The 26,425-nt window shown below is 61.0% G+C and carries 21 protein-coding genes; 10 read left to right on the forward strand and 11 right to left on the reverse strand.

The annotated features are described in order from the left end of the window. Positions 1 to 64 precede the first annotated feature (64 nt). From MOP44_RS12700 to MOP44_RS12710, 3 genes are read left to right on the forward strand one after another with little or no spacing between them, the layout of a single operon-like run. On the forward strand, positions 65 to 688 hold the full coding sequence (locus MOP44_RS12700) for a phosphatidylserine decarboxylase (protein ID WP_260796407.1): 624 nt from the start codon (positions 65 to 67) through the stop codon (positions 686 to 688). Further along, positions 685 to 1,569, forward strand: a complete 885-nt coding sequence (locus MOP44_RS12705) for a CDP-alcohol phosphatidyltransferase family protein (RefSeq protein WP_260796408.1) — start codon at positions 685 to 687, stop codon at positions 1,567 to 1,569. Before MOP44_RS12700 ends, MOP44_RS12705 begins: the two co-directional genes overlap by 4 nt. A gap of 21 nt (positions 1,570 to 1,590) precedes the next feature. Next, positions 1,591 to 2,613 (forward strand): Asd/ArgC dimerization domain-containing protein, encoded by a 1,023-nt coding sequence (locus tag MOP44_RS12710; RefSeq protein ID WP_260796409.1) that lies wholly within the window; start codon positions 1,591 to 1,593, stop codon positions 2,611 to 2,613. A 3-nt stretch (positions 2,614 to 2,616) separates the two neighbouring features. Here the strand turns inward: MOP44_RS12710 and dgt are convergent, their stop codons facing one another. Further along, positions 2,617 to 3,777, reverse strand: coding sequence for a dGTP triphosphohydrolase (gene dgt / locus MOP44_RS12715; protein WP_260796410.1), 1,161 nt, complete (start codon positions 3,775 to 3,777; stop codon positions 2,617 to 2,619). Between the two features lie 289 nt (positions 3,778 to 4,066). Between dgt and MOP44_RS12720 the strand changes: the two genes are divergently transcribed. Continuing rightward, positions 4,067 to 5,053, forward strand: coding sequence for a substrate-binding domain-containing protein (locus MOP44_RS12720; RefSeq protein ID WP_260796411.1), 987 nt, complete (start codon positions 4,067 to 4,069; stop codon positions 5,051 to 5,053). An 82-nt stretch (positions 5,054 to 5,135) separates the two neighbouring features. Here the strand turns inward: MOP44_RS12720 and MOP44_RS12725 are convergent, their stop codons facing one another. Both MOP44_RS12725 and MOP44_RS12730 read right to left on the reverse strand, forming a co-directional pair. After that, positions 5,136 to 6,056: a YeiH family protein gene (locus tag MOP44_RS12725; protein WP_260796412.1), complete on the reverse strand. Its 921-nt coding sequence runs from the start codon at positions 6,054 to 6,056 to the stop codon at positions 5,136 to 5,138. A gap of 67 nt (positions 6,057 to 6,123) precedes the next feature. Further along, positions 6,124 to 7,080 carry a selenium metabolism-associated LysR family transcriptional regulator gene (locus MOP44_RS12730; protein ID WP_260796413.1) on the reverse strand — a complete coding sequence of 319 codons (957 nt, stop codon included), beginning with the start codon at positions 7,078 to 7,080 and terminating at the stop codon, positions 6,124 to 6,126. Between the two features lie 40 nt (positions 7,081 to 7,120). Here MOP44_RS12730 and MOP44_RS12735 point away from each other — a divergent pair, with 40 nt between their 5' ends. Continuing rightward, on the forward strand, positions 7,121 to 7,504 hold the full coding sequence (locus tag MOP44_RS12735; protein ID WP_260796414.1) for a VOC family protein: 384 nt from the start codon (positions 7,121 to 7,123) through the stop codon (positions 7,502 to 7,504). Between the two features lie 61 nt (positions 7,505 to 7,565). Next, positions 7,566 to 9,185, forward strand: a complete 1,620-nt coding sequence (pruA, locus tag MOP44_RS12740) for an L-glutamate gamma-semialdehyde dehydrogenase (RefSeq protein ID WP_260796415.1) — start codon at positions 7,566 to 7,568, stop codon at positions 9,183 to 9,185. A 439-nt stretch (positions 9,186 to 9,624) separates the two neighbouring features. On the opposite strand, the gene MOP44_RS12745 is transcribed toward pruA, so the two are convergent. From MOP44_RS12745 to purH, 4 genes are all read right to left on the reverse strand, one after another. Next, entirely contained in the window at positions 9,625 to 11,715 is a 2,091-nt protein-coding gene (locus MOP44_RS12745; protein ID WP_260796416.1) for a hypothetical protein, read from the reverse strand. Further along, positions 11,712 to 12,200, reverse strand: coding sequence for a PadR family transcriptional regulator (locus tag MOP44_RS12750; RefSeq protein WP_260796417.1), 489 nt, complete (start codon positions 12,198 to 12,200; stop codon positions 11,712 to 11,714). Before MOP44_RS12750 ends, MOP44_RS12745 begins: the two co-directional genes overlap by 4 nt. Positions 12,201 to 12,552: 352 nt before the next feature. Then, positions 12,553 to 14,661 (reverse strand): tetratricopeptide repeat protein, encoded by a 2,109-nt coding sequence (locus MOP44_RS12755; RefSeq protein WP_260796418.1) that lies wholly within the window; start codon positions 14,659 to 14,661, stop codon positions 12,553 to 12,555. Positions 14,662 to 14,927: 266 nt separating this feature from the next. Next, on the reverse strand, positions 14,928 to 16,517 hold the full coding sequence (purH, locus tag MOP44_RS12760; RefSeq protein ID WP_260796419.1) for a bifunctional phosphoribosylaminoimidazolecarboxamide formyltransferase/IMP cyclohydrolase: 1,590 nt from the start codon (positions 16,515 to 16,517) through the stop codon (positions 14,928 to 14,930). 316 nt (positions 16,518 to 16,833) lie between these two features. Here purH and MOP44_RS12765 point away from each other — a divergent pair, with 316 nt between their 5' ends. Next, positions 16,834 to 17,766, forward strand: a complete 933-nt coding sequence (locus MOP44_RS12765) for a rhomboid family intramembrane serine protease (protein WP_260796420.1) — start codon at positions 16,834 to 16,836, stop codon at positions 17,764 to 17,766. Positions 17,767 to 18,162: 396 nt separating this feature from the next. Here MOP44_RS12765 and MOP44_RS12770 read toward each other — a convergent pair whose 3' ends face one another. Beyond that, positions 18,163 to 19,089 carry an alpha/beta fold hydrolase gene (locus tag MOP44_RS12770; protein ID WP_260796421.1) on the reverse strand — a complete coding sequence of 309 codons (927 nt, stop codon included), beginning with the start codon at positions 19,087 to 19,089 and terminating at the stop codon, positions 18,163 to 18,165. Between the two features lie 80 nt (positions 19,090 to 19,169). Between MOP44_RS12770 and MOP44_RS12775 the strand changes: the two genes are divergently transcribed. Continuing rightward, on the forward strand, positions 19,170 to 20,000 hold the full coding sequence (locus MOP44_RS12775; RefSeq protein ID WP_260796422.1) for a helix-turn-helix domain-containing protein: 831 nt from the start codon (positions 19,170 to 19,172) through the stop codon (positions 19,998 to 20,000). 141 nt (positions 20,001 to 20,141) lie between these two features. Beyond that, positions 20,142 to 21,104, forward strand: coding sequence for an aldo/keto reductase (locus MOP44_RS12780; protein WP_260796423.1), 963 nt, complete (start codon positions 20,142 to 20,144; stop codon positions 21,102 to 21,104). A 36-nt stretch (positions 21,105 to 21,140) separates the two neighbouring features. Here the strand turns inward: MOP44_RS12780 and MOP44_RS12785 are convergent, their stop codons facing one another. From MOP44_RS12785 to MOP44_RS12795, 3 genes are read right to left on the reverse strand one after another with little or no spacing between them, the layout of a single operon-like run. Further along, positions 21,141 to 22,763 carry a DHA2 family efflux MFS transporter permease subunit gene (locus tag MOP44_RS12785; RefSeq protein WP_260796424.1) on the reverse strand — a complete coding sequence of 541 codons (1,623 nt, stop codon included), beginning with the start codon at positions 22,761 to 22,763 and terminating at the stop codon, positions 21,141 to 21,143. A gap of 25 nt (positions 22,764 to 22,788) precedes the next feature. Further along, positions 22,789 to 24,030: an HlyD family secretion protein gene (locus MOP44_RS12790; protein ID WP_260796425.1), complete on the reverse strand. Its 1,242-nt coding sequence runs from the start codon at positions 24,028 to 24,030 to the stop codon at positions 22,789 to 22,791. A gap of 25 nt (positions 24,031 to 24,055) precedes the next feature. Beyond that, positions 24,056 to 25,585 carry a TolC family protein gene (locus MOP44_RS12795; RefSeq protein WP_260796426.1) on the reverse strand — a complete coding sequence of 510 codons (1,530 nt, stop codon included), beginning with the start codon at positions 25,583 to 25,585 and terminating at the stop codon, positions 24,056 to 24,058. Between the two features lie 126 nt (positions 25,586 to 25,711). Here MOP44_RS12795 and MOP44_RS12800 point away from each other — a divergent pair, with 126 nt between their 5' ends. Further along, positions 25,712 to 26,311 carry a TetR/AcrR family transcriptional regulator gene (locus tag MOP44_RS12800; RefSeq protein WP_260796427.1) on the forward strand — a complete coding sequence of 200 codons (600 nt, stop codon included), beginning with the start codon at positions 25,712 to 25,714 and terminating at the stop codon, positions 26,309 to 26,311. The last annotated feature ends 114 nt before the right edge of the window (positions 26,312 to 26,425 follow it).

The raw sequence follows: 26,425 nt of genomic DNA on the forward strand, positions 1-26,425 counted from the left end.
GCGCGGTCAGTGTGCTCCCCGGGCAACCCTGCGAGCAAGATCAACCGTATAATCGTTAGGACGCATGGTTCGTGACGGTTACATTTACGGCTTGAGTTTGCTGGCGGTTGCGGTGGTCGTGGGATGGCTCACCGGTGCCTGGGCCTGGGCGATCCTGCCCCTTCTGCTTGCGGCGTTTTTCCTGTGGTTTTTCCGCGACCCCGAGCGGGCGATCCCGAGCACACCGGGCCTGATCGTGTCTCCCGCCGATGGCCTTGTGACCGAAGCGGTTACCATCCAGACTCCCGCCGGGGAGCGGAAGCGCGTGAGCATCTTCCTCAACGTATTTGACGTGCACGTGAACCGCGCGCCCATCGCCGGCACTATCGCCAGCGTGGACTACCAAAAGGGCAAGTACATGAACGCGATGAACCCCACCTGCGCCGAGGTGAATGAGCGTAACATCGTCATTCTGCGGGGTGAGGGTATCGAGATTGTTTTCAAGCAGATCGCCGGTCTTCTGGCGCGCCGTATTGTGTTCCCGTACAAGATAGGCGACCGGGTGGAACGCGGCCAGCGCGTGGGCATGATGAAGTTCGGTTCGCGGACGGATATCGTGATGCCCGGCGACGCCGAACTCCAGGTCAGGGTGGGCCAGCGCGTCAAGGGCGGCTCCAGCGTGATCGCCATCATGGGAGCAAAGCGGTGAACGGCAACGATCCGGCGGTTCAGGCGCAGAGGAAGGCGCGGCGTCGCCGTGGCATGTACCTGCTGCCGTCGCTGTTTACGGTGGGCAATATCGGCGCGGGCTGGATCGCCATCATGAAGACAATCGATGCGATCGGAAACACGGGCAACGCCGGCGCAGATCTCAATTTCGCAGCTCTGGCCATCCTGTTCGCCATTCCGTTCGACGCTCTCGACGGCCGCATCGCGCGTATGACAAACACCACCAGCGAGTTTGGTAAGGAACTGGATTCGCTGGCCGACGCGATCACCTTCGGCCTGGCGCCAAGCCTGCTGGCCTACATCTGGGGTTTTCATTACCTGCCCCCATCGGTCGATCCCGAACTGCGGCAGAACCTGATCTACCTGGGCGGATTTGTCTGTTTCCTCTTTCTTATCGGAGGGGTGTCGCGGCTGGCGCGGTTCAACATCAGCCACAACCCTGTTCCGCGTAATCCCGGCCGGCCTGACCGCAAATACTTCGTCGGCATGCCGATTCCCGCCGCGGCGGGGTTGGTGGCGTCCAGCGTGCATTTCTGCATGGGCTATCCCAACCAGGCGTGGTGGGTGTCGATCATCTGGCTGGTGCTGGTGGGAATCACCGGATTCCTGATGGTGAGCACCTGGCGCTTCTGGTCGGGCAAGGAGATTAACTTCTCCCGCAGACATCCGTTCCAGATCCTGCCCTTCATCGCCATTGCGGCGTTTGTCCTGATTCGCTATTCGCAGTTTGCGCTGTTTGCGGGCGCGCTGATTTATATGTTCTCGGGCATCTGGGCGCGGGCGGCCTATTCCTGGTCGCGGCGTCGCAGGCATCGCTCTCCAGCGGGTCTCGAATCGTCTGATCCGCTCAGTCACTCCTAAACGCTGTTGTGAAGGATTCACGTGTACAAGATTGCGATTGTCGGCGCGTCCAACTTGCTGGGGAAGGAACTGAAGGATGCCATCTCAGAGTCAACCCTTGCAGCGGCCACATTCACCCTGCTCGATGACGAGGCGGGGCAGGGGCAACTCGACCAGGTAGGCGACGAGATCACGTTTGTGCAGGCCATCAGCCTGGACGCGTTTGAGAAGGTCGACTTTACGTTCTTCTGCGGATCGGCTGACCTGACGCGCAGGTACTGGAAGAATGCTTTACAGGCCGGCTCCACGGTTCTGGACCTCTCGGGCGTGCTGGACCAGGAGCCGGGCGTGCTGATTCGCGCGCCGTGGCTGGCCGAGAACGAGGTCGCGGCGGATCTGTTCACGCCCGCGGTGGTTCCCGCGCACCCCGCTGCGCTGGCTCTTGCTCTGTTGCTAGAGCGGCTCAAGACCGCGGTGCCGCGCTTCATCGCCGCCACTCTCATGGCGCCTGCCAGCGAGTTCGGCCGCGAGGCGATGGATGAACTGCATCAGCAGACCGTTAATCTGCTCAGCTTCCAGAGCCTGCCCAAGGCATTCTATGACGCTCAGACCGCGTACAACCTGCTGGCCGGGATGGGGGAGAGCGCGCAAGTCAGCTTGTCGGCGCTGGAGGCACGCATCCGTCAGCACTACCAAGCGCTGGGAGAGGGTAGGTTGCCGTCCCTGGCTCTGCAGGCGATTGCCGCGCCGGTCTTCCACGGGCACACCTTCTCCATTGCGATCGAACTTGAGCGGGAGATGGAGATCGCTGCGCTGGAAGAGGCGCTGAGCGGCGATCACGTGGACCTGGTGCTTGAGGACACGGATTCGCCGTCGAACCTGGCCGCCACCGGCCAGAACGATGTTCTGGTTCGCTTAAGGCCTGTGCTGGAGGGACGCAATCCAACGCGGGTGACGCGGTTCTGGCTCTGGGCTGCATCGGACAACCTGCGGCTCTACGCTCAGAATGCAGTGGAGTGCGCGCTGGAACTGCGGCGGCTACGGCCACAGGGAACGGTGCAGTAGGGGCTACCGCGCGTTCAAATCCGCCCAGGTCTGCTCGATGAAGTTATCCGTCATGCCGGCAATGTAGTCCGTCACGGTGCGTGCAAGGCCCTCCGCTGGGATCAGCGAGCGGTGATCTTCGGGCAGCAGATCCGGATCAGCCATGAAGCGCGCGAACAGCCCCTCCACAACCTGCTCGGCGTGCGCGTGGACTTCTTCCATGCCGGGTGAGTTGTAGAGGCAGTCATACAGAAATCTCTTCGCAGCGGCTCGCTTCTCTTCCATCCCAGGGCTGAACACCGCCAGCCGGCCAGAGGCACGGCGAACGTCTTCGAGCGTCGAAATCCCCGTGTAGTCGATGCGCTTGTGGACCTCGCGCATCAGGTCGGTGACCAGCGCATTCAGCATGCGCCGGATGGCTTCGCTGGATGTGAGCCGCGGCCTGGCCGTGGGATGCTGCGCAACCGACACATCGTGGCAGCTTCGAAAGAGAGGCACGGATTCGCGCACCTGCTCAAGCTGAAGAATTCCCGAGTCGAGCCCATCGTCGAGATCGGCGGTGAGATAAGCGATCTCGTCGGCGAGATCAATGAGCTGCGCTTCAAGGGGAGGGAACTTGTTGAGGAAGTACTCGGCCAATTCCGGATGCGCGGCAGCTGTATAGTCGCGCGAATGCTTGATGATGCCTTCCCTCACACCGAGCGTGAGATTCAGGCCGCGGAATGCAGGGTAGCGCTCTTCAAACCACGTGACGATGCGCAGGGCGTGCAGGTTGTGATCGAAGCCCAGGCCGTGCGCCTTGAGGGAGCGGTCCAATGCCTTCTCACCGGCGTGGCCAAAGGGCGGGTGGCCGATGTCGTGCACGAGCGCGAGCGCCTCGGTGAGCGGCACATTCAGGCCGAGCGCCGTTGCCAGCGTTCGGGCGATCTGAGTGACTTCGAGCGTGTGCGTGAGGCGGCTGCGGAAGTGATCGGTGGCGCGATCGCCGGGCAGGCGGGTGAACACCTGGGTTTTTCCCGCGAGGCGGCGAAAGGCGCGCGCATGCAGCACGCGGGCGCCGTCGCGGGCGAAGGAGGTGCGATAAGGGTGAGGCGGCTCCGCGTGTGTGCGCTCCGTGAGGGGACCGCCGTCCTGGACCGCCACGCCCGGCGGCAGATGGTTCATACGCTTTGAGTCGCCGCTCATGTTCACGTCTGGTTATACCGCAACCGGGAGGGCGATGCAGTCCCGTTGGGCACTCCGACGGGGTTTCGGTGTCAAAAAAACGGCGTGCCGAGGGCCTTTCCACAATGCGAAAGCACGTGCGCGCCATCACCATGTGCTCGCCCGCCGAACTGCTATAAACTGCTCATGCAGTTTGCGATGGACAACGTTTACGGCATGGAGCAATAATCCTGCCGGAAATTTTCGGGGCCGTTTACGTCTCCTGCGTGCGGCCCCGATGCCGTTTTCCCGACTGGACCGGAGGGCAAGAATGAAGACGATGAACAAGGCTGTCGTGGGTTTGTTGACCCTGGGAGTCGCTGTACTGTGCGGTTGCGAACGCCACTCGAATAAAGAGGTGTTCTACCTTGTGACCGCGAACGCCGCACTGCCCTACTGGCAGACGGCAGCTGCAGGATTCAACCACGCCGCGGCGCAATACAAGGTAACCGCGAAGGTGGTTGGGCCCGACGGCTATGATGCACAGGCCGAACTGGACGCGCTGCAGAAGGCCGTGGCCGCAAAGCCGGCGGGCATTCTGATTTCGGTGGCCGATGCGTCGGTGTTGCAGTCGGGCATCAATGCCGCTATCGATGCGGGGATTCCGGTGATTACTGTCGATTCCGATGATCCCGGCAGCCGGAGGCTCTTCTTCATCGGCACCAACAACCTCGAGGCGGGACGTCTCGCGGCTAAGCCGATCAAGGAGAAGTTCAACAACGCAAACCTGATCGTTTTCACGATCAAGGGCCAGCCCAACACGGACGACCGGCTCACCGGTCTCAAGGACGGACTGGCTGATAAGCCCGGCATTAAGATCGCCGACGTGATCGACGTGAAGGGCGATCCGCGCGTCGCCTTCGACAAGGCGCAGGAGTTGCTCACCGAGACCGGCCCCAAGAAGATTGACGGCTTCGTTTGTCTCGAATCGGCATCGGGCAAGATGGTCTCGGACGCGCTCAAGCGCGCCAACGCATCCGACCGCATGCTGGTGGCCTGGGACGTGAATCAGGACACCCTCGACGCGATCAAGGGCGGTACCATCACCGCGAGCATTGCGCAGAAGCCGTACACCATGGGCTACACGGGACTGAAGTCTCTAGATGAGATCTTCCACGCTCCGCCGAAGCAGTTGAGCAAGGATTACTCGGTGGATTCCTTCTCGCCGTATCCGGTGTTCGTCGATACGGGTACGTCGCTGGTAAACAAGGAGAACGTTGACTTGTATATCTCCTCGGCGGCTGAAGGCAGCAAGTAAAGCGAGGATTCCCGCAATCACAATAAAGGCCCCGGCGGCGTTGCTCCGCTGGGGTCTTTTGTCCTGCGCGAGATGTGGGCGATCACAGGTGAATGTAGCCTGCGCGAATCAAGGCAAGCGATCCGGCTGCCACCACGATCCATAGCAGAATTCCCTGCAGCAGCGGCCGCGGGCCCACCTGGCGGATGGTCTTCATTGAAAGTCCCGAGCCGATCAGGTAGAGGGTGATGGTGAGTCCGATGATGCCGAACTGCTTGAGTACCGGGTACGCCGGTTCCAGCGCGGGCACATAGGTATTGGCTACGGCAGCGAGACAGAAGAACAGGATGAACCAAGGCCAATGGATGCGGGCGTTGCTCTTCTTCACGGCGGCGGTCGCGAGGGAGACAGGCACGATCCAGAGTGCGCGCGCCAGCTTCACGGTGGTTCCCACTGCCAGGGCGATGGTTCCGAACTTTGCCGCTGCTCCCACAACGGAGCTGGTGTCGTGAATGGCCAATGCCGACCATAGCCCGAACTGCGTCTGCGACAGGTGAAGTTTCCATCCGATGAAGGGGAACGCGACCAACGCGACTGAGTTGAGAATGAACACAGTGCCCAGTGATACGGCAATCTCCTCTTCGCTGGCTTCCGCAACAGGGGAGATGGCCGCGATCGCGCTGCCCCCACAGATCGCAGTGCCTGCGGAGATGAGGTAGGACGTTGTCTGTTTGACGCGCAGGACTTTTCCCAGAGCCCAGCCTAGAGCGAGCGCGACGGCGATGCTGCACGCGGTGTAGAGGAAGCCGGAGCGGCCAGCCTCGAGCACCTGGTGCAGATTCATCCCGAAACCGAGGCCGACGACCGACAGTTGCAGCAGCAGCTTGGAGCCGCGGTGGGCGTGGGTATGAAAAGCATGATCGAAGCTGAATCCGTAGGCAATTCCGACGGCGAGGGCAACGGGCGGCGAGATTTTTCCGCTTGCTGCAAGCACCAGTCCGGCGATGAACACGATCTTGGACACACATTCAGTGTTGGCTGCGGCGTATGGCTGCGTCCAAGCAGAAAGACTGATGCCGCATTAGCCCGGCTTATGCCTGCTTCGTTGTCTTGGATCGATCTCGGTTTTTGCCGCTGCCCGTAGCCGTGGTGGTCGCGAGCACGAAGTTCCGGAACTCGGCTGCTGGGCCTGAGAGCTCTGACGCTTTGCGCGAGACCAGTACGAAGTGACGGCGAAAGCGCAAGCCCTTGATCTCGACAATGCAGAACGCGGAGCCGAAGCGGGCATCCTTGGCAATGGCCCAGCGGGAGACGAAGCCAACTCCGAGGCCTGCCTCGACCGCGGACTTGATGGCTTCGGTTGAATCGAGTTCCATCACGACGTTCAGTGCGCTGCGGCGGATGTGCTGTTTTTCGAGAGCTAACTCGACGATGTGCCGTGTGCCCGATCCTCGTTCTCGCATCAGGAGAGGCGCGCGTGCCAGCTCTTCAGGCGCGATTTCGTTGCGTTCGGCCCATGCATGCGCAGCGGGGACGAGAAGAACAAGCTCGTCTTCGAGAAACGGCGTTAAGGTCAGATCGCGGCTGCGCGGCGGGCCTTCGATGAATCCGAGAGCGATCTTTTCTCTTTCTACAGCCTTAACGATCTCTTCGGTGTTGCCGCTGGTGAGCGTGGGGCTGACACGCGGGTGCGCAGCGCAGAACTGGCTGAGAAGACGGGGCAGGACGTATTGAGCGATGGTGGTTGACGCTCCCAGGGTGAGGGCGCCACTCTGCGTTCCGCTGAAGGCTGCGACGGCGTGGGTTGCTTCATTAAGCAATCGGCACGACTGCTCCGCGTATTCGAGCAGCGCATCGCCGGCGGGTGTGAGACTTACTTGCGATCCGCCGCGATCGAAGAGCGCCACGGCCAGGTCCTCCTCAAGCGCCTTGATTTGCAGGCTGACCGCAGGCTGGGTGAGATAGAGCTCTTCGGCAGCTTTGCGGAAGCTGAGATGTTCGGCCACCTTGCGGAAAACGGTGAGCCGGAAGTTCTCGAGCGAGGGCATGGAAGTGATTAGAGCACGGCTCTGCTGTAAGATCACGGCTATGCCGCTGAGTGGATCAATGATTTATGTGAAGGATTTGGAACGCATGAAGAGCTTCTATGCGGACCTGCTTGGTATCCAGCCCACGGATTCAACGGAGGGTTGGGTCAGCTTTGATGCGGATGGCATGCTGCTCGCACTTCATGCGATCCCGGCAGAGATTGCGGCGGGTATCGAGATTGCGTACCCTGCGGTGCTGCGCGAGGATGCGGCGGTGAAGTTGCTCTTCGAGATGCCGGATGTGGAAGCCGCGCGCGAACGGCTCGAGTCGCTTGGAACGCAGACATTGCGGCGTCCCTGGCAGCGCGCCGGGGAGGCGTGCGACGTGGTCGACCCCGAGGGAAATATTGTCCAATTGCGCTCTGCCCGGGTGAAATCTACCTGACGGGCGGCTGAGGGGCGCGTCGCAGACGCATCTTCGGGGGCTGGACTACAATCGAATCGCTATGGCAACTGTAACGCTTCCTACCGCAATTCAGCCGCGTTCGCCTCAGGGCGAGTTTCGCAACGAGCCGTTCACCAATTTCAAGTCGCATGAGAACCACCGCGCCATGCAGGCCGCGCTCGACCTGGTGGCCGGGCAGCTTGGCCACGAGTACGACCTGGTGATTGGCGGGGAACACTCGAAGACCGCGGAGAAGATCAGGTCCATCAATCCCGCTCGGCCGTCGCAGGTGGTGGGCATCCACCAGAAGGCGGGCGCGGAGCACGCTGAGAAGGCGATGCAGGCGGCACTGGCCGCTTTCGAAACGTGGTCGCGGACCACGGTGGAGGAGCGCACGTCGCTGCTGCTGAATGCGGCGGACATTATTCGCAAGCGGAAGTTCGAGTTCTGCGCGTGGCTGACTTACGAGGTGGGCAAGAACTGGGCCGAGGCCGATGCGGATGTCGGCGAGACCATCGACTTTCTGGAGTTTTATTCACGCGAGGCGCTGCGGCTGGCTGCGGCGACCACGCCGATTCAGTATCCGGGCGAGAAGAATCAGCTGCTGTATATTCCGCTGGGTGTGGGCGCTGTGATTCCGCCGTGGAATTTTCCGTTCGCCATCATGGCCGGCATGACTGCGGCGTCGATCGTCACGGGCAATACGGTGGTGCTGAAGCCATCTTCGGACTCGCCGACCATTGCGGCGAAGTTCGTTGAGGTTCTGGAAGAAGCAGGCATGCCGGGCGGTGTGGTGAACTTCTGCCCCGGGTCGGGCGCGACGTTCGGCAATGCCATCGTCGAGCATCCGAAGACGCGCTTCATCGCGTTCACGGGATCGAAGGCTGTGGGACTCGACATTCACGAGCGCGCGGCGAAGAATCAGCCGGGTCAGATCTGGATCAAGCGGACAATTCTGGAGATGGGCGGCAAGGACTCTATCATTGTGAGCGCTGACGCTGATCTCGACGCGGCGGTTGATGGCGTGGTCGCTGCCGCGTTTGGTTTCAGCGGGCAGAAGTGCTCGGCCTGCTCGCGCGCCATTGTGGACGCTTCGGTCTACGAGATCTTTGTTGAGCGGGTGCGGGAGAAGGTTGCGCAGTTGACCGTAGGCGATGCCGCGCAGAATCCGTCGATGGGGCCGGTGGTGAACAAGGGCTCCTACGAGTCGATTCTCAACTACATCGAAACGGGCAAGAAGGAAGGGCGCCTGGTCGCCGGCGGGAAGGCGGTCGAGAATCCCGATGGCGGATACCTGATCGAGCCGACCGTGTTTGCGGACATCGCGCCGGATGCAGTGTTGGCGCAGGAAGAGATCTTCGGGCCAGTGCTGGCCATCATCAAGGTTGAGAACTTCGACGAGGCGCTTGCCGTTGCCAACAACACCGAATACGGGCTCACCGGGGCGATCTACTCCGATGACCGTGCCAAGCTGGACATCGCTCGGCGCGAGTTCCATGTCGGCAACCTCTACCTGAACCGCAAGTGCACGGGGGCGATGGTGGGCGCGCATCCCTTCGGTGGGTTCAACATGAGCGGGACGGACTCGAAGGCCGGCGGCCCGGACTATCTCTTGCTGTTTACGCAGGCGAAGAGCGTGGCGGAGAAGGTGATCGCCAAGCCGTCGCCGACGGGCATCTGAAGAACCCGCATTGCGGGCACCTGCGGCTTCGCTGCCGGGCATGTACGGCATAATGGGCGCCTCGGACGTCGGATCGCTCCGGGGCGAACCTATCGGGATCATTACTCCATAGTTAACAAAGCGCGCAAACGCAGAGTCGCGTCTTTCGCTTTAGATTCGCCGTTTATTCGCGATAGGGGCGAAAACCGGTAGTCCGCTGTTATGGATTTAACTTATTGTAGGTAAAATGTTTATTCGCAAGTCATTTTATGCATGAATATACATTTTTCGAATTTAGCTGTTATTTTTCTGGTTACTATGGCTGAAAGTGGATTCGGGAGCAATGTCTATCGACACTACTCCCGACTTGCTCGATGGTAGGAGATCTGGCTTAGGCCGTAAGTGATGGCGGTCACCATCGTCGAGCGCACGCTTGGCAAAAGGCTGCGGTTTCGGTTCTCTATCTGGGCACCAGTTGGAACTCGCGGATTGCTACGCGTGGACCGACTCGCTGATCCCAGGCTTCGGTCAACATCATCAGCGTGATCTCGTCGAAGCTGCGCAGCTTTGCTGATGCGGGCACGGCGAACGTCAGCGTCTGCGAAGCCGGAGCGCCGTTTGCTGTTGCTACGGCAGTGATGGGCTGTTCACCCAGAGAGACCGCGGAATTGCCGGCGGCCGAGGAGTTCTTCAGCGACAACCCGAGCACGATGGCCTTCGGATCGGTCTCGCGCGTTTCGACTTCGACGCGAATCTGACGGCAGCGGGCGATGCGCAGCGGAGAGCGCAGATACTGGTGGGCCTGCATCATCAGCGGAAACGAGTTGCTCGAGGCGATGTGCACGTCGAGCGGGCTGCCGCTGGCGCGATGCGCATGGGGGCCAGGGCTCAGGTCAGGCGGCTGCAGATACCAGTACTCGCCTGTGAAGCGGATGACCAGTGGCTGGGTGGTTCCAGGGGCGAGCAGCTCGTGCGGCTCTACGGGAGCCACGATCTCCTTTTTCGGAGGATAGGGCCAGAGGATTACGCTCTCGTATCCGCTGCCGACGTGGGTCGAGCTTTTCGCTTGATTCTTAGGCTGAGTTCCGGCGCCGGAGGATTTTCCGCTCACCAGGCCAACCCCGGTTGCGGCGAGCATGTGGTTCCGATGTGCGACTCCACTAAGAAGCGCCCAGAAGGTGATGAGGATGGCGGGAATGGCCAGGCATGCCAGGCGCACGGCCGCGCGTTGGTACTCGTGGTTCAGCCGGAACCTGCGTTCCGGCAGCACGGTCGTTCTTAGCTTGAAGACGCAAGCGACCACGGTGAGGAGAGTCGTCGCCGTGAGGTTGGCGCGGCCGGCGATCGCCCAACCCGCGACGTAGAGGCACAGCGCCAGCAAGTAGCCATACGGCTCGGCCGGAGGGCGATACAGTGTCTCGGCAAAGAGCGCGCGTTCGGTCGCCGGGAACCCAAAGTCTGGGGTTGGCGGAAGGACCATTAGGGCGATGCGTCGAATTTCTCCCGCCACAAGGAAGGCGGCCAGCATGGCTACTACGGCGCTCAAAGCCGAAACCTGCTGGTAGAAGAGAAGGATTGCGGGAATCCAGATCCAGCCGGCGGCGCATACCAGCGCAAATAGTGGAAACGGCAAAGGCGGATGAGCGCGAAACGAGCTGGCGGGATTGTGCCAGTACAGGTACGCCCCCATGATGCCCGCCAACGCGCCTATGGCGGCGTAGAGGATGGCGCGCACCAGCACGGACTGGATGCTGGGAGAGTGCGCGTCGGGTAGGCGGCACAACAGAACGCCGGCAATCATGGCGTTGACCAGTCCGGTTCCGACCATGAACAGAAACATGCGCGTCACTGAGCGCGAATCGTAGGTGGCTTCCTCGGCAGGAAATTCATCGGTAGCGGCGGAGCGACCTGAGCCCCACTCGACGATGGCCACGGGAGCGGCGTCCATGATGGGCGCGACAGACCACATGGACCACAGAAGGGTGACGAAATAGGGGAGCCGCAAAATGTCAGCCCAAACGCGGAAATCGCCGAGTTCGGCAAGCGGCGATGAGCGGAGGTGCGCAGCGAGCCCGGGCCAGGCAAGCAGGTTCGAGAGTACGAAGGTCGCAACGTAGGTGGGCAGAAATATACCCGCTGCCAGCGCAAACGCCGTTTTTAGCTTCTTTGCTGCGAACGGGTGCGAGAACTGCCGGTGCAGGGCGGCGAACAGCAGCATCCCCGTCCACACAAATATCAGGTTGAGGGCTAGCCATCCGGCGACGGAAGCCGGCCATGGCAGATTGGGATCCAGTACGCGATTGACGAGGACGGCCCAGGCAGGGGCAAGCATCGACCAAAGCACCGCAAATACGATGAGAGAGCTTCGGCTGCCGAGGTACCTGACCCAGCCAACAAGAAGGGCTGCCAGTGCCTGACGCCAGTACCAGCCATTCGAGCGGCCATACCGAAATTCTTCGAGCAGATCACCGGCAAGCGCCCCATCCCGTTGGCCGGGGATGCAGTGCTCCAGGATCCATGTGGCAAGCGGCGGCGGCTCGATCCGGGTCATAGGCGTTCCAGTTTGGGTTCGGGGAGGGTTTGCCAGAGGCGCGTGAGCACCCGGCGGGTTTCGTGCACCTGGGTGAGGCCTTCCTTGGTGATGCGGAAGAAGCGCTTGGCCTTTCCGCCGCGCTCGGGCGTGGGATCGCCGAGGGTTGAGGTGACCAGCCCCTTGGCTTCGAGGCGCTCGAGGGAAGCATAAACGCTTCCGACGGAGACTTCTGTGCCGCGCTGGGCTTCAATGGCGCGGGCAATGGGGACTCCGTATGCGTCATCCCCCAACTGGATCACGGTGAGGAGGAGCATGAGTTCGAGCTCTCCGAGATAGGAGCGGCCGCCCATTTTTTCAACAATAGCGAAGAAATGCATGGGTGGCAACAAAAAGTCAAAAGAGAGGAAGAAAAAGGGCGGGCTTTTGTTTGATGACGAAGACTTGAGAATGAAAAAGCCCATCCCTCGGGGGCTAAAGCCCCAGGTCAACCAGAGAAGCGGCATGCGGGCTGCCTGAAGGCGGCCCCTGATACAAGACCCGTTCCGAAGGGCATTTTTTAGCGAGCTTTAAAGTCGTGCCGTTTCGGATGGTCGTGGGGTTTCATCGCAGCGCAGCGATTGAAACGCATCCCTCGGGGGCTAAAGCCCCAGGTCAACCAGGGAAGCGGCATGCGGGCTGCCTGAAGGCAGCCCCTGATACAAGACACGTTCTGAATGGCATTTTTCAGCGGGCTGTAAAAGTCGTGACCTTTCGCGAGTCGTTTTCATGGAAAAGCCGTGCCCCCTCTAAAGCAGCTTTGTGGGCAGTTAAAAGCCCGCCTGATTGGCGGGCTTTTTTGATGCACTTGGGTTGCGGTTATTCGGGCTTGACTACGCCGCTGGTGCTTTCCTGCTTGGCGAGGCGGACGTGCGCGCCTTCGAGCTTGTGCTGCACCTTGGCCATGTCGCCGGGCTCCTGGTCGGTCTGCGGAGTCTTCTGATACTGCGTGACGGAGAGCTCCCACTGCGCGGCGGCGAGGCGGATCCGGCCCGTCTTCTCGTAGAGATCGCCGAGATGATCGTGCACGGTGGGGTCGGTCTGGTCGCGTTCGACGGCCTGGCGAAGGTTCTCCTCTGCCATTTCGTACTCACCCAGCTTGAAGTACGCCCAGCCCAGGGAGTCGAGGTACGCGCCGTTCATGGGCTCCTGGTCTACGGCCTTGCGGATCAGCTTGAGAGCTTCCTGAAGCTTCACACCCTTGTCCGCGAACATGTAGCCCATGTAGTTGAGGGTCATGGCATTGTTGGGGTCGATCTCGAGCGCCTTGCGGAAGTAGCTCTCGGCCTCTTCCAGGTGCTTCTGGCGATCGGCGAGCGCGCCCTTGAGGAAAAGAAGATAAAGCTTGTCTTCCTTGCGGGTGGCCATGGGCGTGGCCTTCGCGAGCACTTCCTCGGCTTCTTTGAAGCGGCGCAGGCGGGTGTACATGTTGCCGAGGCCGAAGTAGATGGAGCGATCGTCGCTGTCGTTGCCGGTGAGCAGGCTCTTGGCCATGTTGAGGCCGTCGTCGCTCTTGCCCAAGTCAACCAGCTCGCCGGCGAGCATGAGCTTCAGATCGCGGTCCTTTGGATTGGCGGCGACTGCCTGCTTTGAAACTTCGACGGCCTTCTCGAACATCTTGGCGTCGTTGTAGGTGTCGACCTGGAGCTGATAGCCGCGGCTGACCGAGTCGCCGCCCATGTCGATCATCTTCTGGTAGGCCGCGATGGCCTGGTCCACCTTATTCTGCTCGTGGTTAACCGAGCCGAGGCGCTCGAGGAAGATGCTGCGGTTGTTCTTCTCTTCAGCCGTGTAAGCGCCGTTGGCGTGCGAGGTTTGATCGACCATCTGCTGATAGGTGGTGGCGGCCTCGTCGTAGCGGCCGAGCACGTCAAGCAGCAGTCCTTCGTTGTAGCCGGCTTCGAGGCTCTCGGGATCCTTCTTGCGCGCCTTGCGAATGGTGGCGAGGGCGTCTTCGTACTTGCCTTCGCGGCGCTGGATTTCAGAGATCTTGACCAGGGGGCCGGCGTCTTCGGAGTCGGCCTGGGCGAGGTCTTTGTAGGTCTTGAGGGCTTCGTCGAACTGGTTGTCAGTGAACTGCGCCTGGGCCAGGGCGTTGAGGGTGGGAACATCGCCGGGCTGCATATCGGCAGCGCGCTTGTAGGCGGCGATGGCGTCCTTGGTGCGCTTGAGCTGGTCGTAGGTGGCGCCGAGGGTGAACTCCATGCGCGCGGTGCGGTCGTTTTCAGGAACAGCCTCAAGGACTTTGGCGGCCTGATCGAAGTTGTTGTTCTCCTGGTAGACGCGGGCCAGGTTGAGGACCACCTCTTCAGATTCGGGCTCGATGTCCTGCGCGATCTTGAACTGCTCTTCCGCCTTGGCCGACTGGTGCTTGACGGTGTAGAGCTGGCCAAGAATCATGCGGTCTTCGACGCTACGGGGCTGAATGGCAACGATCTTCTCGAATTCGGCGATGGCCTGGTCGAGCGTGTTGCCGGAAGGCGAAGACGAGGAGACGGAGTTCTGCTGCTCGCCGAGCTGGCGCAGGTAAATGCGGCCGAGGAGCTTGTGAGCGTCAATATCGTTGGGGTGGTTCTTGATGACCTCGCGCGCGGTGGATTCAGCGTCGCGGGTCTTGCCGGTGCGGAAGTAGAGGTCGGCCAGGCCATCATAGAGCGCGGCAGCGCCGGGATCGGCGTTGATGGCGGCCTTGTATTCCTCGATCGCCGGCTGGACGTACTCGGCGCGGCCGGAACTGACTGCCTGCTCCTCGTACATGCCGGCAAGGGCCGCATGGTAGTAAGCCGAGGCGCGATTGGGCTGAGCAGAGTCGGAGGGCTTTGCGGCGGCGCTGGGCGCAGGGGTGGTCGCGGGAGTCGGGGATTGGGCGTGCGCGGCGCAAACAGCGAGGGAAAGGCAAATTAACGGCAAAAAGTCTTCGCGTCTCATGATCACGTATGGGGATCCTTGCCTGTGGTGGAGGCCGACAGGGCTGCCGGGGCAGCCGGTGTGTTAGGGCACCCTGTATTAGAGACGATTTTACGCGCCAATTGGTTCGTTCGTCGCCAGAAACAGCAGGAATTTCGCCACTTTGGTGTTAGTGGCAAGTGAAACTAGTAAAAGGGACAGGCACTGAAAAACGACCTAGCGAAACAGTAAACCAGAACCAGCGACCGCGCGCCTGGCGCATTGGGCCGCTGGTTTTGGGGTAGCGATCAGTGGCGGAAGTGGCGGATGCCGGTGAAGACCATGGCCATGCCCAGGCGGTCGGCCGCGGCGATCACGTCCTGATCCTTCACGGAGCCTCCGGGTTGGATGACGGCAGTTGCGCCGGCTGCGGCGACGGCTTCGAGTCCGTCAGGGAACGGGAAAAAGGCGTCGGAGGCGGCGACGGTGCCGGCGAGCGGAAGAACTGCCTTCTGGGCACCGAATTTGGCAGCGTCGACCCGGCTCATCTGGCCGGCTCCGATGCCGATGGTCTGGCCGTCGCGGGCGTAGACGATGGCGTTTGATTTCACGTGCTTGCAGACGCGCCAGGCGAAGATGAGGCTGCGCAGTTCTTCGGCTGTAGGGGGACGCCAGGTGACAACGTCGAGCTCGTTTTCCTCGATGCGGCCGGTGTCGGCGTCCTGGAGCAGAAGGCCGCCAGATACCTGCTTGACGACGGGCTTTGCGGGGGCGGCGTGAATCTCGACGAGGCGGAGGTTCTTCTTGCGGGAGAAGGCCTCAAGGGCTTCCGGCGTAAAGGACGGAGCTGCAATGGCTTCGACGAAGAGCTTGGCGATCTCCTCGGCGGCGGCGCCGTCGACGGGCTGGTTGATGCCGATGACGCCGCCGAAGGCCGAGACGGGGTCGGCGGCGAGGGCCTTCTGGTAGGCCTCGAGGACGGTTGCGCCGGTGGCGGCGCCGCAGGGGTTTGTGTGCTTGATGATGGCGACGGCGGGCAGGTCAGCGTCGGTGGGCTTGAGCTCCTGGGCCAGCTCCCAGCAGGCGTCGAGATCGACCAGGTTGTTGAAGCTCAACTCTTTGCCCTGAAGCTGCCTGGCGTTGGCAACACCGAGGCCGGAACCGTCGGAATAGAGGGCGGCACGCTGGTGGGGGTTTTCGCCGTAGCGGAGCGACTGGGCGAGGTTGAGATTGATCCGGAGGCTAGAGGGGAACTCGATCGATTTCTTCTCGACCGGCTGGGCGGGTAGGGGAGCTTCGCCCATCTGTTCGAGGGTGTTGGCGATGGCGGTGTCGTAAGCAGCGGTGGTGGCGAAGGCCTGTTTGGCGAGACGCCAGCGGGTCTCGCGACCCAGGGAGCCACCGGTGGCCGTGAGCTCTTCGGTCAGTGTGGGGTAGTCGGAGACGCGGGTGACGATGGCGACGTCTTCGAAATTTTTGGCGGCGGAGCGGACCATGGAGGGGCCGCCGATGTCGATGTTCTCGATGAGGTGGCCGAACGCGACGCCGGGCTGGGCGGCGGTCTTCTCGAAGGCGTAGAGGTTCACTACAACCATGTCGATGGGCTGGATCTGGTGCTCGGCGACCGCAGCCTCATGCTCGGCATTGCCGCGGATGTAGAGCAGACCACCGTGGACCTTGGGATGGAGCGTTTTTACGCGGCCGTCGAGCATCTCCGGGAAGCCGGTGAGGTCGCTGATGTCCTTCACGGTGAGGCCGGCATCGCGGAGGGCGCGGGCGGTGCCGCCGGTGGAGACCAGCTCGACGCCGAAGCCGGCAAGGGTTTGGGCGAACTCGACCAGGCCGGTCTTGTCGGTGACGCTCAGCAGGGCACGCCGGATCTTCTTCTCCGCGCTCACGTTTTGCTCCTTCTTTCTCGCCCACTATTCGCATCGGTTCAGACGCATGCGGGGCCAACAGAATAGGGTACTAGAGGCAGGCACCAGGGATCGGGGAACAGGGAACAGAAACGCGGGGAATAGGGAGTAGGGAATAGAAAGGCAGGGACAAAGGGACAAGGGACCAAAAGGCAGGGACCAGGCACCAGGGACCAGTAAGCAGGGTCCAGAGGGACACGGGACCGACGTTCGTCTTCGTACGCGGGCTTCGGTTGCGAAGTGGCTACTGGTGATTGTGCGGGGAGAGGGTGAAACGTAAATCGGTTAGAGTGAAGGAATGGGAAGCAATCCCCCACCGCCGTTTCATGGGCGGGACTATCGCGGATGGGAGCCGGGTCCCGGACCTACGCCGGAGATCCTGCCGCCTGAGGCGTACGCGCCTCGTCCGCAGAACGATTATGTGGAGTATGCTCCGCCACAGCCGCCGCCCACGCGCAGGCGGCCGACGTGGTCGTCGGCTCGCGCAACCTATACGCTGCTGGGCATCAATATTGCGGTTTACGTCTTTATGGTGCTGGGGGGCGTGAGCCCCATTACGCCCAACTCTCCCAGCCTGATGCTGTGGGGGGCGAACAATGCCGGGGCTGTTCTGGTGGACGGCCAGTGGTGGCGCATTGTGACGGCGATGTTTGTGCACGGCGGGATTTTGCATTTGGGCCTGAACATGTGGTGCCTGTGGAACCTGGCTATGCTGGCCGAGCCGCTCATGGGTACCTTCGGCGTTTTTGCGGTGTATATCCTGACCGGCGCTGCGGGGAATCTGCTGTCGACGTTCTTCAATTGGATTGGCAACGCGCCGTCCTCGCCTTTCCCGCCGGGCGTGCCGGCGTGGATGGCGTTTCCGGCTGGTGTAGGCGCGTCAGGCGCGATCTTTGGGATTGCCGGAGCGCTGATTGTGCTGCTGAAGTCCACGCGGCTCCCTGTGCCTCCGGAAGAGCTGAAGAAGATCCGCAAATCGGTGATCTACTTCGCCGCGATCAACCTAGTAATCGGGTTTTCGATCAACTTCGGGTCGAGCCGGACGGGTGTGGCGATTGATAACTGGGCCCACTTGGGTGGATGCGCCTCAGGCTTGCTGTTTGCGGTGCCGATGGTGCCGCGGATCGGATCGCCGCGGGATACGTTCGATATGAAGCTACGAGTGGCTGTGGGGATGATGGTGGGTGTCCTGGTGCTGTTCGGGTTCTTCCTCGCACAACTGGGAAGGTAGTGGGACATTCCTGATCTGGCCAGGCGGTTCGGTTTACGATAAGCGCTAGGATCTGCTTCCTGTTTACTATTAACTAACTTTCTGGGAAGCTTCGTCTTTTGATCGCCTAAGAAATCTACTATTTTAGATACCCCTATGTAAGTCGTTATTTATGTTTGTTTTATCGAATTAATACCCGACCAAAGGCGAAGGAATGGAGAAGTAAAAACAGGGGGAGGGGTAGCTAATTTTCTAGTAAACTCCCCCTGAAAACCCACAGGGCCGTGCTTCACCTGAGGAAACACAGCCCTTGATGAAGAGTAGCGTTTTGTGGGGTCAGCATCCGTGATGGCTATCACCGGTGCAATGAACCAAGGTGATCTCATCTGCTCCATTTGCTGGAGCCACTGGCGTGTTTCAAGCCTTGATGAACGTGAGGAGATCGGAAAGGAATCGCTCCTGATGCGTCAGGATGATTCCGTGCGGTGCGTCGGGGTAGACGATCAGCTTCGCATTTCGAATGAGGCGGGCAGTCCGGGCGCCAGTCACGGCAATAGGAGCACTGACATCTTTGTCTCCATGGACAATCAGCGTGGGGCAGGAGATCTTCGCCAGATCCGGGCGAACGTCCACAGCCAGCGTCGCGGATCGAGTCGCCAACGCGACCGGCAAGGAAAGGCTGGTCATCATGTTCTTGATCCAGGTGCGGGTTCCCTGAGACGTATCGGGTGTGAAGAAGGGGCCTTCATTCTGTTCAATCCATCGTGGAAAGTCTCTGGCAATGAGTTGTGTTTGCGCTTCGATCGCTTCTGCCGGCCATCCTTCTGGATTGTCTGCGGTCCTGGTTGAAAACGGAGTTGAAGGGGCGGCCATCACAAGTCGCGCGACGCGGCTTGATCCGTGACTCGCCAGGTAGCGAACGGCTTCGAATGATCCCATGGAGTGGGCGACGAGCACGGCGTCTCGCAGGTCGAGCTGATCCATGATCCGCGACACGTCGTCGACCAATGTATCGAGATCGTACCCAGTGGCGGATGCGTCGGAGCGGCCATGCCCGCGGCGATCAGGAGCCACGCAGCGGAATCCGTGCGCGGTAAGAGCGGCCATGTGGTGTCCCCAAACATTCGATTGAAAAGTCCAGGCGCTGAGGAAGATGATCGGGCGGCCCGACCCCCAATCCTGCACGAAGAGCCTCGTTCCATCCCGCGCGGTTATGAACGGCTGGCTACGGGCGGCCCGCTGTGTTTCATTGGATTCGGATTGGGGGAGAATGGAAGTTGCTTGCGTGAGTGCTGCAGCGCCCCAGGCAGCGCTTCGAATGACCTGGCGTCGATCGAGTTTCATGAGCAGTTCCTCCATCGTGAAATCGCTTCGTCCCCAATCGTGTGGTAAAAGAGGGAGCCGGGCAATTACGTGGGAGGTAATTGAATCTGGGCAGACGAACCGATAACGTGCAACCCATGCTTGATGGAGTCCACACTGTAGGCAAGATGGTTCGCTCATGGCGTGAACTCAGGCGGTTCAGCCAGCTCGATCTAGCGCTCGAAGCTGAGGTGTCGCAGCGACATCTCAGCTTTATCGAAAGCGGGCGAGCGACCCCCTCCAGAGAAATGGTGCTGCATCTGGCAGAGCGTCTGGAGGTTCCCTTCAGGGAGCGCAACGTGATGCTTCTGGCGGCAGGTTACTCGCCGGTTTATGGTGATCGCAGGCTGGAAGATCCGACGCTGGCTCATGCGAGGACGGCTCTTGAACTGCTTTTGAAAGCGCATGAGCCTTATCCTGCGCTGACTGTTGACCGGCATTGGAACATTGTTGGGGCAAACGCGGCCCTTGGCGCATTGCTGGAAGGAGTGGCTGCGGAGCTGCTCAAGCCTCCAGCGAACGCGCTGCGCATCAGCCTTCATCCACGAGGACTGGCTCCGAAGATTGTGAATCTGGTGGAGTGGCGCCATCACCTGCTCGAACGCTTGCGGCGTCAATTTCGAATTTCGCGCGATCCCGCATTGAATGATCTCCTGAACGAGCTGAGTAGTTATCCTGCCGGTTCGAGCGAACATGCGAGCAGCGTAAGCGATTCTGTGGCCAATGACGTTGCGCTGCCGCTTCGGCTCAGGACCTCGAGGGGCGTGCTCTCGTTTCTCAGCACTGTGACGGTGTTCGGTACGCCGGTGGAGATCACGCTTTCGGAGTTGTCGCTGGAGGCCTTCTACCCGGCAGATCAGGAAACCGCGCGAGTTCTGGGGATCGCGAGATAAAGACACCCCGCTGATGAGGGCGGGCTCTTCACAATTCTTAAAGATCCGGCGCGACGGGTCGGAATTGTCTGTGCAAGAATGAGGTCAAATGCAGGATTCGGTCCTGCGTTCGTTCCAACTCCGACGCAGATGGAGGGCGATATGGAACGGCGACTGTTCATCAAGCAGGCGGCTATGACTGCGGCCGCGGCTTCAGCGGCATCTTCGATGCACGCATCGAACAAAACTCCCTCACAACCAATTGCGAAACGGGCCCTGGGCAAAACCGGCGAGAAGCTGTCGATGATTGGATTCGGCGGCATTGTGGTGATGAACGAGACCGAGGGCGCGAGCTCGAATATCGTGGCTGAGGCCGTGGATCGCGGGATCAACTACTTCGACGTTGCGCCTAGCTATGGAAATGCGCAGGAGCGGCTGGGGCCGGCGCTGGCGCCGTATCGGAAGAATGTGTTTCTGGCGTGCAAGACAGAGGGCCGCACGAAAGACGAGTCGCGGAAGCAGTTGGAGGAGTCGCTGCGGCTGCTGAAGACCGATCACGTAGACCTGTATCAGTTCCACGCGTTAACGAAGATGAAGGAACTGGACCAGGTGCTGGGGCCGGGCGGCGCGATGGAGACGATGGAGGCGGCGAAGAGAGAAGGGAAGATTCGCTTCATCGGATTCAGCGTGCACTCGGCGGAGACAGCCGTAGCAGCGCTGGAGCGGTATCCGTTCGACACGATTCTCTTTCCGGTGAATTGGGTGCTGTTTTCGCAGGCGAGCTTCGGGCCGCAGATTTTGAAAAAGGCGCAAGAGAAGGGCGTGGGGATTCTGGCCCTGAAAGCGATGGCGAAGACGATGTGGCCTGAAGGGCAGAAGAAGGATCATCCCGAGCCGAAGTGCTGGTATCAGCCGGCGGCATTTCCTGATGAGGCGTCGCTGGGACTGCGGTGGACGCTGGGACATCCGATCACTGCGGCGATTCCGCCGGGGGATGAGAAGTACTTCCGGCTGGCGATGGATGTGGCGCAGCACTACAAGCCGCTCGAAGCGCACGAGGAGCAGGCGCTGCTGAGCGGAGGCAAGGGGCTGGAGCCGATCTTCAAGCTTGGGAACGATGTCTAGCGCACGGAACCGGCTTTGAACAGGTAAGGCCTGGATTCAGTGTCCGATAGGAGCGTCTCCTTGCGGCTTGAACTTGCGGATCGCAAACACCAGCGGAAGCGCCAGGAGATTAAGCCAGCCGAGCACGCGGAAGCAATCCATGAATGCCAAGAAGAGGCTTTCGTGAAGGAGGCGCTCGTAGACGAGGCCAAGCGCTGCCGGGCCTGCGTCTGCACTCGTGAATCCATGCTGCGCGAGTTGCGATGCGAGCGCATGCGCTCCCTGCTGGATGGACTGTGATGCGGCGCTGAGGTTTGAGCCGAGGGTGGATTGATGCAGATTCTGGCGGCGGTCGCTGGCGGTGGTGATGAAAGCGATACCGAAGCTGCCTCCCCAATTGCGGAAGAGATTGGTCAGGCTCGACGCTTTGTTGTTTTCGTCGGGGCGAAGCTGCGAGTAGGCGATGACATTGACGGGCACGAGGAAGAGTCCGTAACCGAGTCCCTGGAGCGCGCGGATCCACGCATAGTGGCTGCTGTCGACGTCGAGTGTCATGTCGCTGTATACAAACATGGCGATGGCGACGATGACGAAGCTCGCGACAACCAGAGCTTTCGGTGTGACCATGCGGCGCTGCAGCAACTGGGCCGAGATGGGTGCGAGTACGGTGATGACCAGGGCGCCAGGACCTAGCACGAGGCCGGCATCGATGGCGCGGTATCCATAGAGGGATTGCAGCATCTGCGGAATGAGCGTGGTGGTTCCGAAGAGGCCGACGCCGAAGATGAAGAAGAGAATGCTCGCAATGGCGAAGTTGCGGTTGGTGAGCAGCTGAAAATCGATGATGGGATTCGGATTTCGGCCCTCCCAAACGACGGTGGCGATCCAGCCGAAGACGGCGACGAAGATCGCTGTGGTGATGAAGGTGCTGCCGAACCAGTCGTCGATCTGACCGCGGTCGAGAGCGATTTCAAGAGCGGCGGAGGCCAGCGTGATGAGTGCGATGCCGGTGCCGTCGATTGTCATCTTCCCTTCAGCTTTAGCCTGTTTGCGTTCGCGCGTAAAATCCTCGGGATCATGAATGAGGCGGTTGGAGAGCCACATGGCCACGATGCCGATGGGCACGTTGATGAAGAAGATCCAGCGCCAGTCGTAGTTGTCAGTGATCCAACCGCCGAGGACGGGACCCACTGCCGGGGCGGTGACGATGACGATGGTGTAGAGCGCAAATGCCGCGGCGCGCTTGGCTGGCGGGAAGGTGTCGACGAGAATGGCCTGCGCCACGGGAGCGAGACCGCCTCCACCGATGCCCTGCAGAATGCGGAAGAGCAGCATGAAGCCGAGCGACGGAGCGAGGCCGCAGAACAGAGAGGATACGGAGAAGAGCAGCACGCAGAGCAGGTAGTAGTTCTTGCGACCCATGAGCCGGCTGAGCCATGCCGTCATGGGCAGCACGATGGCGTTCGCCACGAGATATGTGGTCAGGATCCAGGTCACTTCGTCGTAGCTGCGTCCCAGGCCGCCGCCGATGTAAGGAAGAGCTACGTTGGCGATGGATGTGTCGAGCAGTTCCATGAATGCCGCGATGGTGACGGTGGCGGCGATGAACCACGGATTCACTGACCTGGTCATGGTGCGAACGCCCGAATCGTGGATCAGGATTTCCTGCGTAGTACTCATTGAGATTCCCCTGTTCAGTCGTTGTTTAGCGAACGCGTACCTTGGCTTCAACGGACATGCCCGGACGAAGCTGATGCTCGGGGTCCTGGCCGGCGTCGATGTGTATGCGAACAGGGAATCGCTGGACGATCTTGACGTAGTTGCCGCTAGCGTTCTCAGGAGGGAAGAGGCTGAAGAGCGGACCGGATGCGCCGGCGAGATCTTCGACGGTGCCGCGATAGTCGCGGCCGAAGCTGTCAACGTGGACCGTGACTTGTTCACCGGCGTGCATGCGGCGAAGCTGCGTCTCCTTGAAGTTAGCGGTGACCCATATGTCATCGATGGGAACGATGGTGAGCAGTGTCTGGCCGGGTTGAATGCGATTGCCGACTTCCACCGTTTTGTGGCCGATGACGCCGCTGACAGGTGCGTAGACGGTTGTATAGCTGAGGTTCAACTCGGCTGTGCGCACATCGGCGCGAGCCTGTTCGAGAGCGCCGTTCGCCGATGCGGACTGGGCACGAGCGTCGGAAATTTGCTGCGGAGCGGTTTCGGCGGCATCGATCTCGGCGCGGCGCTGCGCGACCGTGCGCTCGGCTTCAGCGACTTTGCGTGCCGCCGCGGCTTCGGCTGCCTGATCTGCGGCAAGCGCATCGGCGGAGGTCTTCGACTCGGTCTCACGCGCGTCGTAATAGGACCGCGAGATTTCGCGCTTCTCGACAAGGGCCGCATAGCGAACGCGATCGCGTTCGGCGTGAGCGGCTACAGCGGCATCCTGCCGCACACGGGTGTGCGCTGCATCGAGCGCGGCTTCTGCTTCAGCGACGCTTTCCATCGCGACCTTCTCTTCCGCCTGGGCGACGTGGAGCCGGCTGAGGGCGGTGGCGTGGGTGATAGATACTTGCAGACCAGCCGAATTGGCTTCGGCTTGCTTCGTTATGAAAATGGCGCGCGCATGGTCGAGGTCGGCCTGATAATCACGGGGGTCGAGCCGCATGATGATGGTTCCGGCGGTGACGTAATGATCGTTCTCAACCTGCGGGTTTACCTCAACGACGGTTCCGCTGACGCGCGTGCTGAGCTGCGCGAAATGGCCGTCGACCTGCGCGTCGTCTGTAGTCTCGAACTGGCGCGCATAGAGCCACCACGCGGTTCCGGCAGCGGCGGCGATGAGGAGAGCCGCAGCGAGAGCTATTCGTTTGGGGCTCCAGAAGGATTTGGAGGCGAGGTGTGTTTCCGAGATAAGCTCGGGGCCCGCTGCGGGGGCCGGATTTACTGCTGTAGCCATAGAGATGCTCCTGTTCTGACGAAGTTCAACGCGTGGGCTCGGGTGTGCCAAAGAATTCGGGGATGCGCGACTCAGCGGATCCGAGGGCGCGGGCGAGCGAAACCTTGGCGACATTGAAAGAGAAGAGGCTCGCGATGTAGTTTTCGTCGGCGGCCACCACGGCCTCTTGTGCCTGGAGGACCTCGAGGTAGTTGGTCACACCGTTCGTGTAACGGTCCTGCGACTGAGCGAGAGCGCGTTCAGCTAGAGTGCGGTTTTCGGCCGCAACCTTGACGCCGGACTCCGACGCCCTGGCATCAAGCTCTGCGGTGCGCACGTCGTATGCGGCGCGGCCTTCCAGGTCGGACAGTTCCGCGCGGCGCTGCGCAAGATCGCTCTGCGCTGCATGGACGTCAGAGCGAATGCGGCCGCTGGTGAAAAGAGGAACGGAGACGTTGCCGGTAATTTCGTCGACGCGATTGTAGTTTGCAGGATTGACGCCGCCACCGCCGTAGCTTGCGTGAAACGAGACCTCCGGCAGGCGTTCTGCCTGAGCTGCGCGCAAACGCAGTTGCGAGGCGGCTACGGTAGCTTTCGCGCTTGCCACGTCAAAGCGAATGGGCTTGCTTTTCGCAGGCGCCGACGCTTCGGGAAGCAGAGGCGAGTAGCCGTAATCGCCTGCGGGAGCCCACGCTTGATCAAGCGGAATGCCAATGATGCGGTCGAGTGTGAGCTTATCTTTTTCGAGATCGTTCTGCGCGTCCGTCAGGCGCTGCTCCGCTGTGTGCATTTCCACGTTGGCGCGGAGGGTGTCTATTTCAGGGGAGATCTCTGATTTGAACTGGTCGGTGACCTGCCGGTTGAGTTCGACCGCGGATGCGAGAGCGGCCTGCGCGGTTTGAACGCGGGCCTGGCTCGCGATCACCTGGAAGTAGGCTGCTCCCACTGCGAATACAACGACGTCGCGAGCATCCTTTGTCGCCAGCACGGATGCGGATTCAAGAGCCTTCTGCTGGCGATAACGATCAAGCAGAGAGATGTTCAGCAGCGGCGACTCGGCGGCGATGCGGGCTTCGGAGTATCCGAACTGGCCGGTGGTGGGCGGCAGATGAAAGCCTGCCTGCGGGGGCAATCTCAAGCCGATGGCTTTAAGTGACAGCTGCTGGTAGGTTTGCTCGGCGCGGGCGGAAATCTGCGGCAACAGCGCCGACAAAGCGCGTTCGCGCTGCGCGCGTGCATCGGCGCCGGCCTGTTGGCTGTCGATGAGGCCGAGGTTGTATTGCAGCCCGCGGGCGATGGCGTCTTCAAGGCTAATGTGCAAGGTGTCATTGGTCGCCACGCCGTGAGGGGTGCTGCCGAGATACGGATTCAGGTTCTGCGTGGCGCGCGCGCTTGGGCTCGTGGTGCCTGCAGCGGGATTGATGGGGCGCGGGGTGTTGATGGAGCCGTAACCAGCAGGCGCACCGCCATCGGGGAAAGCCTGGGCGCCGGCGGCGATTGAAAGGGCCAGAACGGAAGCCAGGAAGATCGGGGCTGTCATCGGAAACCGTGCGCGCTGGCTTTCGGCGAATTTCATTGGTGTTGCTCCTCAACGGAAATCGGGTGTAAACTAAATGCGACCGATCGGTCTCATTTGCATATAGAGATTCGAGAGGGTTCTTCGCGGATTCAAGATTCGTTTTTGCCGTGATGAGAGGTGAGGATGACGAAGGGCGAGGAGACGCGGCAGAAGATCATCGAGCTGGCTGCGCCGCTGTTCAACCAGCTTGGTTATGCGGGTTGCTCGATGCAGGACATCATGGCAGCGACGGGGCTTGAGAAGGGCGGCCTTTATCGGCACTTCAGCAGCAAGGAGGAACTGGCCGAGGAGGCATTCCGATATTCGGTCTCACGGGTGATGAATCTGCGCTGGGACGGAGTGGATGAGGTCGAAGGAGCCGTCGAGCAGGTTCAGTTCATGGTGCGCCGATTCGTAGAGGTTCGCTCCACCATTCCCGGCGGCTGCCCGGTGATGAACACTGCTATCGAAGCAGATGATGGGAACCCGGTGCTTCGAAAGCTGGCTCGCGAAGCTCTGCAGCAGTGGAAGCAGAAGATCGCAACAATTGTTGAAGCGGGCATTGAGCGCAAGGAAATCAAGGCGGATGTCGAGCCGCGCCGCATCGCGAACAGCGTGATCGCGGCGCTGGAAGGTGCGCAGATGATCAGTCGCCTTGAGGGCAGCAGCGAGGCCATGCACGACGCGAAGGCGATGCTGGACACGTTCCTGACTGGTCTACGGCCTGCGACTAAGCGCAGGTGATTGCGCTTTTCGCCACGCAGTAACGGTTCCGACTTGGTGGTCCAGGCCAGCGTGGAAGAGTAGAGCTGCCCATTCAGGGAAACCTGTGAGTGGAGAGGTCTTATCTTTTAGTCT

The sequence above is a fragment of the Occallatibacter riparius genome (assembly GCF_025264625.1).
Taxonomy (GTDB): Bacteria; Acidobacteriota; Terriglobia; order Terriglobales; family Acidobacteriaceae; genus Telmatobacter; species Telmatobacter riparius.